Below are 15,603 nucleotides of genomic sequence, written 5' to 3'. Positions count from 1 at the left end.
GCCCTGAGGCCGTAGTGCTCAGGGTTCCCGTAGGGGGCCGTCACCCGTTCGCGTGAACGGGGGCGGCCCCTCTTCCGTCGGCGGGCGACCTCCGCCATTCTCGTGATTACGGAGAGTGACCAAACGGGGGTTCATCAGCATGTATACGAAGACCGTGCTCGTCATCGCGGCCGTCCTGACCGCCCTTCTCGCGGCCCCGGCCGCGGCACCGGCGGCGGCCGCACCGTCCGGGACCGTCCTCGGGCCCTGCGGACCGGGCCGGCTCTGCCTCTGGGCCAAGCCCGACTTCAAGGGCCGGGCGGGGACCCACGAGCTGGCGACGACCGACCTCGAGAGCTGTGTCGCCCTGCCACCGGGCACCTCGGCGCAGTCCCTCGCCAACCGCACGGGCCGGCCCGTCACCACATACCAGTCGGCGGAGTGCGCGGAGACCGGTGAGTTCGAGACCTACCCGGGGCGCGGGACGTGGGTGCCGCAGACGCCCTACGAGGTCAGAGCGTTCAAGCTGTGGGAGCGGTAGGCACGCGGACGTCCGGGGGCCCGTCAGGAGTGGGCACCCTCACCGGGTCCGAGAGCCGGGACACCTCGGCGCGCAGCTCCCTGACCTCCCGGGTCAGCGCCTCCAGGAGCTCGGTCTGCCGCCGCTCCGCCGCGTCGTCCCGCTCGAAGCGGGAGATGAACCAGGCCGCGATGTTGGCGGTGACGACACCCAGCAGGGCGATGCCCGACAGCATCAGACCCACCGCGAGGACCCGGCCGAGACCCGTCGTCGGGGCATGGTCGCCGTAGCCGACCGTGGTCATCGTGGTGAACGACCACCAGACAGCGTCCCCGAGCGTCTTGATGTTGCCCTCCGGGGCGTCCCGCTCGACGTGCAGCACGGCCAGCGAGCCGAACATCATCAGGCCGACGACCGCGCCCGCCACATAGGCGGTGAGCGTGATCTGCGGGGCCATCCGGGCCCGCCGACCCATGAGGAGGAGCGTGGACACGACCCGCAGCAGCCGCAGCGGCTGCACCATCGGCAGCAGGACCGCCAGCAGATCCAGGGGGTGGGAGCGGACGAAGGCCCAGCGGGCCGGGGCGAGGGCGAGCCGGACCAGATAGTCGAGGACGAAGGCAGCCCAGACCGCCCACTCCACATGGGTGCACAGCCGGTGCACCCAGGGTGCGGCGCCGGGAGCGACGATCGGCACGGCATAGGCGATGCCGAACGCCACGGCGAGCACGAGCAGTGGTGCCCGTGTGCGTTCTTCCCAGCGATCCCTCATGCGAGGAATCGTAGAGAACGCCGAAGGGCGGCGGGACCACGGTCCCACCGCCCTCACCGGACACGCCCCTACGGGCTCAGGCGTCGCCGCCCGCGGCGCCCGGCTCGGCGGCCGCCACGTCGAGCAGCTGGTAGCGGTCCACGGCCTGCTTCAGGACCGACCGCTCGACCTTGCCGTCCCGGGCCAGTTCGGTCAGCACCGCCAGCACGATCGACGGGGCGTCGATGTGGAAGTAGCGACGGGCCGCGCCGCGCGTGTCCGCGAAGCCGAAGCCGTCCGCGCCCAGCGAGGTGTAGGGACCGGGCACCCAGCGGGAGATCTGGTCCGGCACCGCCCGCATCCAGTCCGAGACCGCCACGAAGGGGCCCTCGGAGCCCTGGAGCTTGCGCGTCACGTACGGGACGCGCTGCTCCTCGTCCGGGTGGAGCAGGTTGTGCTCCTCGACGGCCACGGCCTCGCGGCGCAGCTCCGTCCAGGACGTCGCGGACCAGACGTCGGCCCGCACGTTCCACTCCTCGGCGAGGATCCGCTGCGCCTCGATCGCCCACGGCACGGCGACACCGGAGGCCATGATCTGCGCCGGGATCGTGCCCGCCTCGGCCGGCCTGAACCGGTGGATGCCCTGGAGGATGCCCTCCACGTCCACGTCCGCGGGCTCGGCCGGGTGCTGGATCGGCTCGTTGTAGACGGTCAGGTAGTAGAAGACGTCCTCGGCATCGGGGCCGTACATGCGGCGCAGACCGTCCCTGACGATGTGCGCGATCTCGAAGCCGAACGCCGGGTCGTAGGCGATACAGGCCGGGTTGGTCGAGGCGAGGAGGTGCGAGTGACCGTCCGCGTGCTGGAGGCCCTCACCGGTCAGCGTCGTCCGGCCGGCGGTGGCGCCGAGGACGAAACCGCGGGCCAGCTGGTCGGCCATCTGCCAGAACTGGTCGCCGGTCCGCTGGAAACCGAACATCGAGTAGAAGACGTACACCGGGATCAGCGGCTCGCCGTGCGTGGCGTACGCCGAACCGGCGGCGATCAGCGAGGCCGTGCAGCCGGCCTCGGAGATGCCGTCGTGCAGCATCTGGCCGGTCGGGGACTCCTTGTAGGCGAGGAGGAGTTCACGGTCCACTGCCTCGTACTGCTGGCCGAGCGGGTTGTAGATCTTGGCGCTCGGGAAGAACGCGTCCATGCCGAAGGTGCGGTACTCGTCGGGGGCGATCAGCACGAAGCGCTTGCCGATCTCCTTGTCCCGCATGAGGTCCTTCAGGATGCGGACGAAGGCCATCGTGGTGGCGATCGACTGCTGCCCGGAGCCCTTCCTGGCCGCCGCGTAGGCCTTGTCGTCGGGGAGGGCCAGCGGCTTCGCCCGTACGACCCGGGTCGGGACGTACCCGCCGAGGGCGTTGCGGCGGTCGTGCATGTACTGGATCTCCTCGGAGTCCGGGCCCGGGTGGTAGTACGGCGGCAGGCCGTCCTCCAACTGCCGGTCGGTCACCGGGATGTGCAGCCGGTCGCGGAAGCGCTTGAGGTCGTCGACCGTCAGTTTCTTCATCTGGTGGGTCGCGTTGCGGCCCTCGAAGTTCGGGCCGAGCGTCCAGCCCTTGACGGTCTGCGCGAGGATCACGGTCGGCTGACCCGTGTGGGCCTTCGCCGCCGCGTAGGCCGCGTAGATCTTCTTGTGGTCGTGACCGCCGCGCCCGAGGTGCAGGATCTGCTGGTCCGACATGCCCTCGACCATCGCCCGCAGCCGGTGGTCGTCGCCGAAGAAGTGGTCCCGGATGTAGCCGCCGGTCTCCGTGGCGTACGTCTGGAACTGGCCGTCCGGGGTGGTGTTGAACTTGTTGACCAGGATGCCGTCGCGGTCCTGCGCGAGCAGCGGGTCCCAGGAGCGGTCCCAGATCAGCTTGATGACGTTCCAGCCGTTGCCCCGGAAGATCGACTCCAGCTCCTGGATGATCTTGCCGTTGCCGCGCACCGGGCCGTCGAGCCGCTGGAGGTTGCAGTTGACGACGAAGGTCAGGTTGTCCAGGCCCTCACGGGCGGCGATGGAGAGCTGGCCGACCGACTCGACCTCGTCCATCTCGCCGTCGCCGAGGAACGCCCAGACGTGCGACCTGGAGGTGTCGGCGATCCCGCGCGCCTCCATGTAGCGGTTCATCCGCGCCTGGTAGATCGCGCCGAGCGGGCCGAGGCCCATCGACACGGTCGGGAACTCCCAGAAGTCCGGCATCAGCCGCGGGTGCGGGTACGACGAGAGCCCGTTCGGGAACTTCGACCTCTCCTGGCGGAAGCCGTCGAGCTGTGTGTCGCTCAGCCGGTCCAGGAGATACGCGCGGGCGTAGATGCCCGGGGAGGCGTGCCCCTGGAAGAAGATCTGGTCGCCGCCGTCGCCCTCGTCCTTGCCGCGGAAGAAGTGGTTGAAGCCGACGTCGTACAGCGAGGCCGAGGAGGCGAAGGTCGCGATGTGACCGCCGACGCCGATGCCCGGACGCTGGGCGCGCGACACCATCACGGCCGCGTTCCACCGGGTGGCGTTGAGGACCTTGCGCTCGATCTCCTCGTTGCCGGGGAAGAAGGGCTCGTCCCTCGTGGCGATGGTGTTGACGTAGTCCGTGCTGCGCATCTCGGGCACGGCCACGCGCTTCTCGCGGGCCCGCTCGATCAGCCGGAGCATGAGGTAACGGGCTCGCTCACGGCCCCGCTCGTCCACGGCCGCGTCGAGGGAGTCGAGCCATTCCTGGGTCTCTTCCGGGTCGAAATCCGGGACCTGGCTGGGAAGGCCGCCAATGATGATCGGGTTGCGATCGGATCCGGGAGCCACGCTCTTCCTTCGCTGTCGGTGGTGCCCACGGGGCCACGGAGTAGTGGTCGGGATGTCCATCGTGTACCCCGCCGACGCCAGACGTCACATTTACCGAGGGGTAACCCCCAGGGGGTGTCTCGGGGGCGTCCTGCGGGTGTCCGGGTGCGCTCAAGCCGTGTCGTACCGTGCTCAAATCGCAACCTTACGCCCAACCCGCGCATGCGTTTCGTCCGGGCGTTCGGCAGACTGAAACCGCAGAAACAATCAAACCGGGATGAATCATGTGTGCCTGATCACGGAGCGGTTTCCCGCGGCGCCGGAAGTTGCGGCGAGACGGCCCCAAACGTCACCGTTTCGGCGGTCTCCGCGGCCGGGTACTTGCGCGATCCACCCCGGCACGTGTGGACTACGGCCAGCGCCGCGCGCATACGCGCGGCCCAAGCATTTACCGAATGAGCAGGAGGCAAGCCGTGAGCGCGACCGCGGACCACGCGGAGGAGCGGACCAACCCGGCCGGAAGGCTGGGGTTCGAGCCCGGACAGGTGGTCCAGGAGATCGGCTACGACGACGACGTCGACCAGGATCTCCGTGAAGGCATCGAGTCCATCATCGGAACCGACCTCGTGGACGAGGACTACGACGATGTCGCCGACGTCGTCGTGCTGTGGTTCCGGGACGAGGACGGCGATCTCACCGACGCACTGGTGGACGCCATCGGTCTTCTGGAGGACGGCGGCAACATCTGGCTGCTGACCCCGAAGACCGGCCGCGACGGCTACATCGAGCCGTCCGACATCCAGGATGCCGCGCAGACAGCGGGTCTCTCCCAGACCAAGAGCATCAGCGTCGCGAAGGATTGGACGGGCACCCGCCTGGGCGCCCCCAAGCGCTGATCACCACGCTGCGAGAAGCCCCCGCCGGTCCACCGGCGGGGGCTTTCGTGCCCAGGCCGTAGGGTGGGCCTCACCGATTCGGCCCAAGGGCAGGGCTCCGTCGAAGGGATGCGTACGCGATGGCGATCGAGGCCGGCACCGAGGCCCCGGATTTCGAGCTCAAGGACAACCACGGGCGCACCGTGAAGCTGTCCGACTTCCGCGGCGCGAAGAACGTGGTGCTGCTCTTCTACCCCTTCGCCTTCACCGGCGTCTGCACCGGTGAGCTCGGCGAGCTCCGCGACAACCTCCCGGCGTTCGTCAACGACGACACCCAGCTCCTGGCCGTGTCGAACGACTCCATCCACACGCTGCGCGTCTTCGCCGAGCAGGAGTCCCTGGACTTCCCGCTGCTCTCCGACTTCTGGAAGCACGGCGAGGCCTCCCGGGCGTACGGCGTCTTCGACGAGGAGAAGGGCTGCGCGGTGCGCGGCACCTTCGTCATCGACAAGGAGGGTGTCGTCCGCTGGACCGTCGTCAACGCCCTTCCGGACGCCCGCGACATCGGCGAGTACGTCAAGGCCCTCGACGCCATCTGAGCCCTCGGCGGCCGACATCTCCGATTCGTGGGGCGAATCGACTGTTTCGACCGGGAACCCGTCACTAGGATCCAGTCGTTGATCCGAATGCCAACGCACGACCTGGGGGCGCTGCCCCTGGAAACCTATGGAGGGACTCGTGGGAGTCAGCCTCAGCAAGGGCGGCAACGTCTCGCTGACCAAGGAGGCCCCTGGCCTCACCGCCGTGACCGTCGGTCTGGGCTGGGACGTCCGGACCACCACCGGCACGGACTTCGACCTCGACGCCAGCGCCATCCTGGTGACGGACGAGGGCAAGGTCCGTAACGAAGGGGACTTCGTCTTCTTCAACAACCTGAAGAGTGGCGACGGCTCCGTCGAGCACACCGGTGACAACCTCACCGGCGAGGGCGAGGGTGACGACGAGCAGGTCAAGGTCAGCCTGGCCACCGTGCCGCCCGAAGTCACCAAGATCGTCTTCCCGGTCTCGATCTACGACGCCGAGAACCGCCAGCAGTCCTTCGGCCAGGTGCGCAACGCGTTCATCCGCGTCGTGAACCAGACCGGCGGCACCGAGATCGCCCGGTACGACCTCTCCGAGGACGCCTCGACCGAGACCGCCATGGTCTTCGGCGAGCTGTACCGTCACGGGGCCGAGTGGAAGTTCCGCGCCGTCGGCCAGGGCTACGCCTCGGGCCTGCGCGGCATCGCGCAGGACTTCGGCGTCAACGTCTGAGCCGAACCGTTCGAATCGTCCGGCGCCGCACATCCCGTGCGGCGCCGGACGTGCCTCATCACCACCGGGGAGGAACCGAATCATGGGCGTCACGCTCGCCAAGGGAGGCAATGTCTCCCTCTCCAAGGCCGCACCCAACCTGACCAAGGTCCTCGTGGGGCTCGGCTGGGACGCGCGCTCCACCACCGGAGCCCCCTTCGACCTCGACGCCAGCGCCCTGCTGTGCCAGGCCGGGCGGGTTCTGGGGGACGAGTACTTCGTCTTCTACAACCAGCTCCGCAGCCCCGAGGGCTCCGTCGAGCACACCGGTGACAACCTCACCGGCGAGGGCGACGGGGACGACGAGTCCCTCATCGTGGACCTCTCCATGGTGCCGGCCCACTGCGACAAGATCGTCTTCCCGGTGTCGATCCATGACGCCGACAACCGGAGCCAGAGCTTCGGCCAGGTCAGCAATGCTTTCATCCGCGTGGTGAACCAGCTGGACGGGCAGGAACTCGCCCGGTACGACCTCTCCGAGGACGCCTCCACGGAGACCGCGATGATCTTCGGCGAGCTCTACCGGTACAACGGCGAATGGAAGTTCCGCGCGGTCGGTCAGGGGTACGCGTCGGGACTGCGAGGCATCGCTCTAGACTTCGGGGTCAACGTTTCGTAAAGCCAAGTAGTTTCACGATGGGGTAGACAGTGGTTCTGAAAACCTTCGGCTGGTCGTTCGCCATCACGGCGCTCGGCCTGGCCTTCGCCGCTTGGCAGTGGGGGTGGGAGGCGTTCGGGGTCGTTCTGATCCTGTCGATCCTCGAGATCTCGCTGTCCTTCGACAACGCGGTGGTCAACGCGGGAATCCTGAAGAAGATGAATGCCTTCTGGCAGAAGATCTTCCTCACGATCGGCATCCTGATCGCTGTATTCGGCATGCGGCTGGTCTTCCCCGTCGCGATCGTCGCCATCAGCGCCAAGGTCGGCCCGATCGAGGCCATCGAGCTGGCCATGGACAATCCCGAGCGGTACGAGGCCCTGGTCACGGACGCCCACCCGGCGATCGCCGCCTTCGGCGGAATGTTCCTGCTGATGATCTTCCTCGACTTCATCTTCGAGGAGCGGGACATCAAGTGGCTCGGCTGGCTGGAGCGCCCGCTGGCCAAGCTCGGCAAGGTCGACATGCTGTCGGTCTGTGTCGCGCTCATCGCCCTGCTCGTCACGGCCATGACCTTCGCGACGCACGCGCACACCAGCGCCGGCCACGCCGACAAGTCCGCGACCGTGCTGCTCTCCGGCGTCGCCGGCCTGATCACGTACCTCATCGTCGGCGGTCTCTCCGGCTTCTTCGAGAACAAGCTGGAGGAAGAGGAGGAGCGCGAGCACGAGGAGGAGGAGAAGGCCAAGGCCCAGGGCAAGCCGGTCTCCGCGGTCGGCCTCGCCGGCAAGGCCGCGTTCTTCCTGTTCCTGTACCTGGAAGTGCTCGACGCCTCGTTCTCCTTCGACGGTGTCATCGGCGCCTTCGCCATCACCAACCACATCTTCTGGATGGCGCTCGGCCTCGGTATCGGCGCCATGTACGTCCGTTCGCTCACGGTCTACCTGGTCCGTGAGGGCACCCTGGACGACTACGTCTACCTGGAGCACGGCGCGCACTACGCGATCGGCGCGCTCGCCGTCATCCTGCTCATCACCATCCAGCACGAGATCAGCGAGCTCATCACCGGCTCCATCGGTGTCGTCCTGATCGCGCTCTCCTTCTGGTCCTCCGTCCGGCGCAACAGGGCGCTCGCGGCGGCCGAGGGCGGGTCCGGATCCCCGGGCGACAAGACCAAGGTGTCCTCCGGGGTGTGACACCCCCGGCGACGAGGAACGCTTCACTGCGGGGCGGCCGGTGCACCCGGCCGCCCCGCAGGCATGTGCGGTGGTGGTGACGACCAGTGGGGGGTGAAGGCGCCATGGCCTTCTGGGACAACCTGTTTCCGGCGAGGACGGCGCAGTTCGACTCGGGCGCCGCCGCGTCGAACTCGATCGACCTGACGAGACGGCGCCCGTCCGTCTCGCTCACCAAGCAGGGTGCCGCCACCGGAAACCTCCGGGTGAACCTCTCCTGGCGGATGCGGACCTCCGACATCGAGGGCCGCTCCCGGCAGAGCGGACGGCTCCTGCGCAACCCGTCCAAGCTCTTCAAGCCCGAGGTCGTCCAGGCCCACACCCAGGGCATGGTCAACGTGGACCTGGACCTCGGCTGCCTCTACGAGCTCAAGGACGGCAGCAAGGGCGTCGTGCAGCCGCTCGGCGGCTTCTTCGGCGACCTGAACACCGCCCCGTACGTGAAGCTCAGCGGGGACGACCGCTTCGGCGGGTCCTCCGGGGAGACGATCTTCGTCAACCTGGACCAGAAGGACGAGATCAAGCGCCTGCTGTTCTTCGTGTACATCTACGACCAGACGCCGGCCTTCGACCGTACGCACGCCAAGATCACGCTCTACCCGAGCAACGGCCCCCGGATCGAGATCGAGCTCGACGAGCGCGCCCCGCAGGCCCGCTCCTGCGCCGTCTTCTCCGTGGACAACAGCAAGGGCGAGCTCACGGTCCGCCGGGAGGTGCGCTTCGTCTACGGCTTCCAGGCCGAACTGGACCGGCTGTACGGCTGGGGCCTCCAGTGGGGACGCGGCTACAAGACCAAGGCGTAGCCCTTGCCCACGTCCTCGGGGCGGGACGAGCTCTGGCCCCGGCCCTCGGGAGCGGACGAGCTCTTGACCGTGTCCTCGGGAGCGGAAGAGCTCTGGCCCCCGTCCTCAGGAGCGGACGAACTGGGGGCCCATGGGCGGCATCCGGAACTCCGGCGACGGGTGCTGCTCCGGGGCGGTCACCGGCTGCGGATAGCCATAGGCCGGCACGGGGTCGTTCACCGGCGGCTGCGGATAGCCGTAGGCGGGCGCCCGGTCGGGCACCGGCGGCGGCACGACCGGCCGCGGGGGCACGGGGGCGTGGACCAGGGTCAGGTCGAGGTCGGGGGAGCCGGAAGCGGCGGTCGCGCCCTCCTGGGCCGCCTGGGGCTCCTCCTGGCCTTCCTGACGCCCTTCGTGACCGTCCTGGCCGTCCTGGCCGTCGTGTGCCTCAGGGTCTTCCTGCGCGTCCTCGTCGACCGAGATGCCGAAGTCGGTCGCGAGGCCGACGAGGCCGGTCGGGTAGCCCTGGCCCACCGCGCGGAACTTCCAGCCGTCCCCGCGCCGGTACAGCTCGCCGCAGATGACCGCCGTCTCCTCGCCCGTCTCCGCCGTCACGGCGAACAGGGCCAGCGGCTCGCGCTCCGGCCCCGGGGCGGCGTCGTAGATCAGAATGCGCAGGTCGGAGACGGACCGGAAGGTGCCGCCGTCGGAGGAGGCCGCGATCACCACCCGGTCGACCGAGGCGTCCAGAGAGCCGAGATCGGCCTCCACGGTGTCCGTCAGGCCCTCGGGCACCCGCTTCTTCGGCAGCCGCCGCACCATGCCCGAGGGGTGGCGCGGCTGGTTGTAGAAGACGAAGTCCTCGTCGGACCGCACGCGACCGGAGGGCCCGAGCAGCAGAGCCGAGGCATCCACGTCGGGGACCCCGGGGCCCGGGGTCCAGCGGAGCACGGCCCGTACGGCCGCGGTGTCGAGAGGGACGTTGGAGCCCTTCAGCATCGCGTGCGTCATGACCGTAATCCTGCCCTCCCGGCCGACCCGCGGACAACGCGGGGGCACCACCGATACCCGCGTGGGGGGACGGATGCTGACGAGTTACCTGGATTTCATGCGTGAATGGAACTGCGGACACCCGCACCTACGTACTATTACCGGCCACATGTCGTCAGGACGAGAAAGGCAGACGGGGGACTTATATGCGTCATTTCGGGCACATCCCGTCCACCGCGCGGGCTGGGCTGTTCCACCGGGAGCCGGCCTCGTTCACGGCGGACTCGCCCGCAGGCACGCTCGCCGTGGCCCTGGGCGCCACGCTCTACAGCCCGGCCACCCGGCCGCGGCTCGCCGACGACGTGCGCAAGCAGGCAGCCCGCGGAGTGGTCTCCATGGTGCTCTGCCTGGAGGACTCCATCAGCGACGCCGACGTCGAGGACGGCGAGGCCAACCTCGTCCGCCAGTTCGCCGACCTCGCCACCACGACCGTGACGGACGCCGACACCGCCACGGACGTGCCCCTGCTCTTCATCCGGGTCCGCGAACCGCGCCAGATCACCGACCTCGTCGACCGCCTGGGCGAAACGGTCCGCCTGCTGTCCGGATTCGTGCTGCCCAAGTTCACCGAGAGCCGCGGCCACGCCTTCCTCGAAGCGCTCACCCAGGCCGAGCGGACGAGCGGCCGACGCCTCTTCGCCATGCCCGTCCTGGAGTCCCCCGAGCTCCTCCACCTGGAGACCCGGGCCGAGACCCTGGCCGGCATCGCCGCGATCACCGACAAGTACCGCGACCGCGTCCTCGCCCTGCGCCTCGGCGTCACCGACTTCTGCTCCGCCTACGGTCTGCGCCGCTCGCCCGACATGACCGCGTACGACATCAAGATCGTCGCCCATGTCATCGCCGACGTCGTCAACCTCCTCGGCCGCTCCGACGGCACCGGCTTCACCGTCACCGGACCCGTCTGGGAGTACTTCCGGCCCGGCGAGCGCATGTTCAAGCCCCAGCTGCGCCGCAGCCCCTTCCTCGAAGGCCGCGCCGAGGACCTGCGCACCGCCCTCATCGAGCACGACCTCGACGGCCTGCTGCGCGAGATCGAACTCGACCGCGCCAACGGACTGCTCGGCAAGACCTGCATCCACCCCACCCATGTGGTGCCGGTGCACGCGCTCTCCGTCGTCAGCCACGAGGAGTGGAGCGACGCCCAGGACATCCTGCGGCCCGACCAGGGTGGTGGCGGAGTGCTGCGCTCCGCCTATACGAACAAGATGAACGAAGTGAAGCCGCATCGCGCGTGGGCCGAGCGCACCCTCCTGCGCGCCGAGGTGTTCGGCGTCGCCAAGGAGGACGTCGGTTTCGTGGATCTGCTCACCGCCGGACTTGCCGGCTGACGAAGGGACGTCGACGACGTGGTGTGGACCGGAACGTGGGTCGCGGAGCGACTGGGCGTCGAACTGATCGGCGGCGAGGAGCTACCGGCCCTGTTGGGCCTCGCACTGCGTCGCAACCCCAAACGGGCGCATCTGCTGGTCTCCAGCGTGCTCGGCAAGCACGTGCCGCAGCGGCCGTCCGTGGTGTACGGCTCCGGCCTCGCCCTCGGCCGGCGCGTCCGGGCGCTCCTCGGCGACGAGGAGGCCGCGCGTTCCGTCGTCCTCGGTTACGCGGAGACCGCCACCGCCCTCGGCCACGCCGTCGCCGACGGCCTCGGCCTCGCCCCGTACCTCCACTCCACACGACGGCCGGTGCCCGGCGTCGCCCGCGCGGGCGGCTTCGAGGAGTCCCACTCCCACGCCACCTCGCACCTGCTGCTCCCCGAGGACCCGAAGCTGCTCGCGGGCGACGGCCCGCTGATCCTCGTCGACGACGAGTTCTCCACCGGCAACACCGTCCTCAACACCATCCGCGCACTGCACGAGCGCTACCCCCGCGACCGGTACGTCGTCGTCGCCCTCGTCGACATGCGCTCGGCCGCCGACCTGGGCCGCCTGGACGCCTTCGCGGCGGAGATAGGAGCCCGCGTCGACCTGATCTCCGGCGCGGCGGGAACGGTACGCCTCCCGGACGGGGTCCTGGAGAAGGGCCAGGCGCTGGTGGCGGAGTACGAACGGCGAACCGAGCGGGCGCGGGGGAGCGCCGCGGGTGCGGAGTCCGGCGGCGGTGCGGTGGGTGAGGCGGGTCTGGAATCCGGTAGCGGTGCCGTGGGTGAGGCGGGTGCGGAGTCGCGCGTCGCTCCTGTGGGCCAGGCCGGCTCGCCGGGCGCTGCCGACGCCCCCCGCCCCGCCCCCGTCCGGATAGCGCTCGGCTGGCCCGACGGCATACCCGACGGCGGACGGCACGGCTTCACCCCGGAGCACCGAGCGGCCCTGGAGGCGGCCCTGCCCGCCATGGCCGCCAGGATCGCCGAGGCACTGCGCATCCCGATGCCGGAGGGACCCGCCGCGCAGGGGGCGCTCGCCGGCGCGGAAGCGCCCGCCGAGGCGCTGGGTGGCACCGAGGGCCCTGGTGGTGGTCCCGTTGCCACGGAGGCGTCCACGGAGGCGGTGAGTGGTCCCGTTGCCACGGAGGCGTCCACGGGGGCGGCGAGTGGCCCCGTTGCCACGGAGGCGTCCACGGAGGCGGCGAGTGGCCCCGTCGCCACGGAGGCGTCCGTGGAGCCGTCCGCCGAGCCGCCGGGTGGCCCCGAGGCGCTCCTCAGCCCCCTCACCGCCGCCCCCACCCAGCCGCCCGCAGCAGGGCCCCGCGTGCTCGTTCTCGGTTTCGAGGAGCTCATGTACGCCCCGCTCCGCCTCGGCACCGCCCTGGAGGACGCCGGGCTCGACGTCCGCTACTCCACCACCACCCGTTCGCCCGTCCTCGCCGTGGACGACCCTGGCTACGCGATACGCACCCGGCTCGTCTTCCCCGCCCACGACGACCCCGCCGACGGACCCGGCGAGCGCTACGCCTACAACGTGGCCGGCGCGGGCTTCGACGCCGTCGCCGTCGTCGTCGACTCCACGGCCGACACCCCGGCCCTGCACGCCCCCGACGGCCTCCTCGCCCAGCTGGCCGCGCACATCCCGCGCGTCGTGCTCGCCGTCGTCCCCTCGTACGCGCCGTACGGGCAGACCGTGCCGTCGTCCACGCCGTACACCCCCCAGCTCTCCGACTCCGAAGCTCCCGAAAGGAGCTCCATGCTGCCCGAGCCCCTCCGCGGCCCCGCCTTCTCCTCGTACGCACCCGAGGAGGTCGGCTGGCTGCTCCAGGACCTCTCGGACGTCGAGCTCGAGGCGCCCACCGAGGAACGCGAGGAAGCCATCCAGAGCGGCGGCGCGCACTACGCCGAGTCGCTCCCCGTCGAGTACCAGCCCAGCGCGCGCTACCAGGAGCTCTTCCACACCGCCCTGGAGAGCTCCGCCGCCCGGATCGCCCACGCCGTGGGCACCGTCACCGAGACCGTTCTCGCCGAGCGGCCCGGCCGTCGCCCCGTGCTCGTCTCGCTCGCGCGGGCCGGCACGCCCGTCGGCGTCCTCATGCGCCGCTGGGCGGGGGCACGCCACGGCCTCGACCTGCCCCACTACGCGGTCTCCATCGTGCGGGGCCGCGGCATCGACACCAACGCGCTGCGCTGGCTCGCCGCCCACCACGACCCGGCCGACGTCGTGTTCGTCGACGGCTGGACCGGCAAGGGCGCCATCACCCGCGAACTCGCCGAAGCGATAAGGAAGTTCGAGGGGACCGAGGGAATCAAGGGCTTCGACCCGGAGATCGCGGTCCTCGCCGACCCCGGCTCCTGCGTCCGTACCTACGGCACCCGGGAGGACTTCCTCATCCCCTCCGCCTGTCTCAACTCCACGGTCTCCGGGCTGATATCGCGTACGGTCCTGCGTGCCGACCTCGTCGGGCCCGACGACTTCCACGGCGGCAAGTTCTACCGCGAGCTGGCCGGCGCCGACGTCTCGAACGACTTCCTCGACGCCGTCACCGCCCGCTTCGACGAGGTCGCCGGGACCGTCGACGCGGACGTCAAGGAGCTCCTGGCCGCCGACCGCACCCCCACCTGGGAGGGCTGGGCGGCCGTGGAGCGGATCAGCGAGGAGTACGGCATCCACGACGTCAACCTGGTCAAGCCGGGCGTCGGTGAGACCACCCGCGTCCTGCTCCGCCGCGTCCCCTGGAAGATCCTCGCCAAGCGCGGCGCCGACGCCGACCTAGCGCACGTCCGCCTGCTCGCGGAGCAGCGCGGAGTACCGGTCGAGGTGGTCGACGAACTGCCGTACAGCTGCGTGGGTCTGATCCACCCTCAGTACACCAGAGGTGCGACAGGGGCCGACGGCAAGGCGGTGGTGTCCCAGTGAGTACGACCCAGGGAACGACGCCGGCCGACGACATGACCGCGAACACCCAGCCGCCCACGACACAGAGCACGACGCTGATCGCGACACCGGCCGCGGCGCAGGACGCGCCTCCGGCCACGCTCCCGATCGCGCCTCCGGTCACCCTCCCGGCCGCGACGCCGAGCGCGGCGCAGGACGCGCTCCCGATCACGGCACAGAGCACGATCCTGGTCGCGAGCGACCTCGACCGCACCCTCATCTACTCCTCGGCCGCCCTCGCCCTCGGCATGCCCGACGCCCAGGCACCCCGGCTGCTCTGCGTCGAGGTCCACGAGGCCAAGCCGCTCTCCTACATGACCGAGGACGCGGCCGGGCTCCTCGCCCAGCTGTCCGACGAGGCCGTCTTCGTCCCCACCACGACGCGGACGCGCAAGCAGTACCAGCGCATCCAACTCCCCGGCGCCACACCGAAGTACGCGATCTGCGCCAACGGCGGGCACATCCTCGTCGACGGCGTCACCGACGAGGACTGGCATGCCTCCGTCCTGGGCCGACTCGCCGAGGAGTGCGCGCCGCTCTCCGAGATCCGGGCGTACCTCACGGCCACCACGGACCTGTCCTGGGTGCGCAAGCACCGCGTCGCCGAGGACCTGTTCGCCTACCTCGTCGTCGAGCGGGAACGGCTCCCCGAGGAGTGGCTGGGGCGCTTCGGCGACTGGGCGGCGGACCGCGGCTGGACGGTCTCGCTCCAGGGCCGCAAGGTGTACGCCGTACCGAAGCCGCTCACCAAGAGCGCGGCGGTCCGCGAGGTTGCCCGCCGCACCGGCGCCACACTCACGCTCGCGGCCGGCGACTCCCTCCTCGACGCCGACCTGCTGCTCGCCGCGGACCGGGCCTGGCGCCCGGGCCACGGCGAACTGGCCGACAGCGACTGGACGGCCCCCCACCTCGACGTCCTCGTGGAACGCGGTGTCGCGGCGGGGGAGGAGATCCTGCGTCGCTTCAGGGCGGCGGCCGCCGTGTAACGCGTATCAGCCGCAGCAGCCCCCACCACAGCAGCCGCCGCCGCCCCCGCCGCCGCTCGGCGCGGGGGCGGCGGACGAGCCGCCGACGGCCACGGCCGAGAGCAGCTTCACGGTGTCGTCGTGCCCGGCGGGGCAGGAGGCCGGATCGGAGGACTCGGCCATGGGACGGCTGAGCTCGAAGGTGTCGCCGCAGGTACGGCAGCGGAATTCGTAACGAGGCATGGGACCAGGTTAGGGGGTGTCTTGTCGATCAGGCCGGGCTCGCGGCGTCCGGTGCCGCGCCTCGCCGCGTTGTCGTCGGTCGGCATGGCTCCGCCATGCCTCCTTCCTCCGCCTCGCGATGCACGGCACCGGACGCCACTCCCTGCTC

General features: G+C 70.2%; 14 protein-coding genes. 10 read left to right on the top strand and 4 right to left on the bottom strand.

From position 1 onward, the window contains the following. Window positions 1-139: 139 nt before the first annotated feature. Window positions 140-520, top strand: coding sequence for a peptidase inhibitor family I36 protein (locus ACFVYX_RS00070; protein ID WP_389678980.1), 381 nt, complete (start codon window positions 140-142; stop codon window positions 518-520). Here the strand turns inward: ACFVYX_RS00070 and ACFVYX_RS00065 are convergent. After that, window positions 501-1,271 (bottom strand): potassium channel family protein, encoded by a 771-nt coding sequence (locus ACFVYX_RS00065; protein ID WP_389678979.1) that lies wholly within the window; start codon window positions 1,269-1,271, stop codon window positions 501-503. The two genes, ACFVYX_RS00070 and ACFVYX_RS00065, sit on opposite strands and share 20 nt — an antisense overlap. Before the next feature lie 76 nt (window positions 1,272-1,347). Continuing rightward, entirely contained in the window at window positions 1,348-4,080 is a 2,733-nt protein-coding gene (gene aceE, locus ACFVYX_RS00060; RefSeq protein WP_389678978.1) for a pyruvate dehydrogenase (acetyl-transferring), homodimeric type, read from the bottom strand. A 452-nt stretch (window positions 4,081-4,532) separates the two neighbouring features. Here aceE and ACFVYX_RS00055 point away from each other — a divergent pair, with 452 nt between their 5' ends. From ACFVYX_RS00055 to ACFVYX_RS00030, 6 genes are all read left to right on the top strand, one after another. Then, on the top strand, window positions 4,533-4,955 hold the full coding sequence (locus tag ACFVYX_RS00055; protein WP_389678977.1) for a DUF3052 domain-containing protein: 423 nt from the start codon (window positions 4,533-4,535) through the stop codon (window positions 4,953-4,955). Window positions 4,956-5,074: 119 nt separating this feature from the next. Continuing rightward, window positions 5,075-5,533 (top strand): peroxiredoxin, encoded by a 459-nt coding sequence (locus tag ACFVYX_RS00050; protein WP_389678976.1) that lies wholly within the window; start codon window positions 5,075-5,077, stop codon window positions 5,531-5,533. 139 nt (window positions 5,534-5,672) lie between these two features. After that, a complete protein-coding gene (locus tag ACFVYX_RS00045) occupies window positions 5,673-6,248 on the top strand; it encodes a TerD family protein (RefSeq protein WP_389678975.1) in 576 nt (191 codons plus the stop codon). A gap of 82 nt (window positions 6,249-6,330) precedes the next feature. Beyond that, complete coding sequence (locus ACFVYX_RS00040) at window positions 6,331-6,906, top strand: TerD family protein (RefSeq protein WP_389678974.1); 576 nt, start codon at window positions 6,331-6,333, stop codon at window positions 6,904-6,906. A 29-nt stretch (window positions 6,907-6,935) separates the two neighbouring features. Continuing rightward, window positions 6,936-8,081 carry a DUF475 domain-containing protein gene (locus ACFVYX_RS00035; RefSeq protein WP_389678973.1) on the top strand — a complete coding sequence of 382 codons (1,146 nt, stop codon included), beginning with the start codon at window positions 6,936-6,938 and terminating at the stop codon, window positions 8,079-8,081. A 104-nt stretch (window positions 8,082-8,185) separates the two neighbouring features. After that, the gene (locus ACFVYX_RS00030) at window positions 8,186-8,923 is read left to right on the top strand and encodes a Tellurium resistance (protein ID WP_389678972.1); all 738 of its coding nucleotides are present in this window, start codon (window positions 8,186-8,188) and stop codon (window positions 8,921-8,923) included. Between the two features lie 105 nt (window positions 8,924-9,028). On the opposite strand, the gene ACFVYX_RS00025 is transcribed toward ACFVYX_RS00030, so the two are convergent. Beyond that, the gene (locus ACFVYX_RS00025; protein ID WP_389678971.1) at window positions 9,029-9,913 is read right to left on the bottom strand and encodes a TerD family protein; all 885 of its coding nucleotides are present in this window, start codon (window positions 9,911-9,913) and stop codon (window positions 9,029-9,031) included. A 185-nt stretch (window positions 9,914-10,098) separates the two neighbouring features. Here ACFVYX_RS00025 and ACFVYX_RS00020 point away from each other — a divergent pair, with 185 nt between their 5' ends. From ACFVYX_RS00020 to ACFVYX_RS00010, 3 genes are read left to right on the top strand one after another with little or no spacing between them, the layout of a single operon-like run. Continuing rightward, entirely contained in the window at window positions 10,099-11,283 is a 1,185-nt protein-coding gene (locus ACFVYX_RS00020; RefSeq protein WP_389678970.1) for an HpcH/HpaI aldolase/citrate lyase family protein, read from the top strand. 18 nt (window positions 11,284-11,301) lie between these two features. Beyond that, on the top strand, window positions 11,302-14,229 hold the full coding sequence (locus tag ACFVYX_RS00015) for a phosphoribosyltransferase domain-containing protein (RefSeq protein WP_389678969.1): 2,928 nt from the start codon (window positions 11,302-11,304) through the stop codon (window positions 14,227-14,229). Then, window positions 14,226-15,233, top strand: a complete 1,008-nt coding sequence (locus ACFVYX_RS00010) for an HAD family hydrolase (RefSeq protein WP_389678968.1) — start codon at window positions 14,226-14,228, stop codon at window positions 15,231-15,233. The genes ACFVYX_RS00015 and ACFVYX_RS00010 overlap by 4 nt, the downstream gene beginning before the upstream one ends. A gap of 6 nt (window positions 15,234-15,239) precedes the next feature. Here ACFVYX_RS00010 and ACFVYX_RS00005 read toward each other — a convergent pair whose 3' ends face one another. Next, complete coding sequence (locus tag ACFVYX_RS00005) at window positions 15,240-15,455, bottom strand: zinc ribbon domain-containing protein (protein WP_389678967.1); 216 nt, start codon at window positions 15,453-15,455, stop codon at window positions 15,240-15,242. Window positions 15,456-15,603 lie beyond the last annotated feature (148 nt).

Origin of the sequence: Streptomyces sp. NPDC058326, from assembly GCF_042879855.1 — a bacterium.
Taxonomy (GTDB): Bacteria; Actinomycetota; Actinomycetes; order Streptomycetales; family Streptomycetaceae; genus Streptomyces.
The sequence above is the reverse complement of the archived record's forward strand: the minus strand, read 5'-3'. Positions and strand labels throughout refer to the sequence as shown.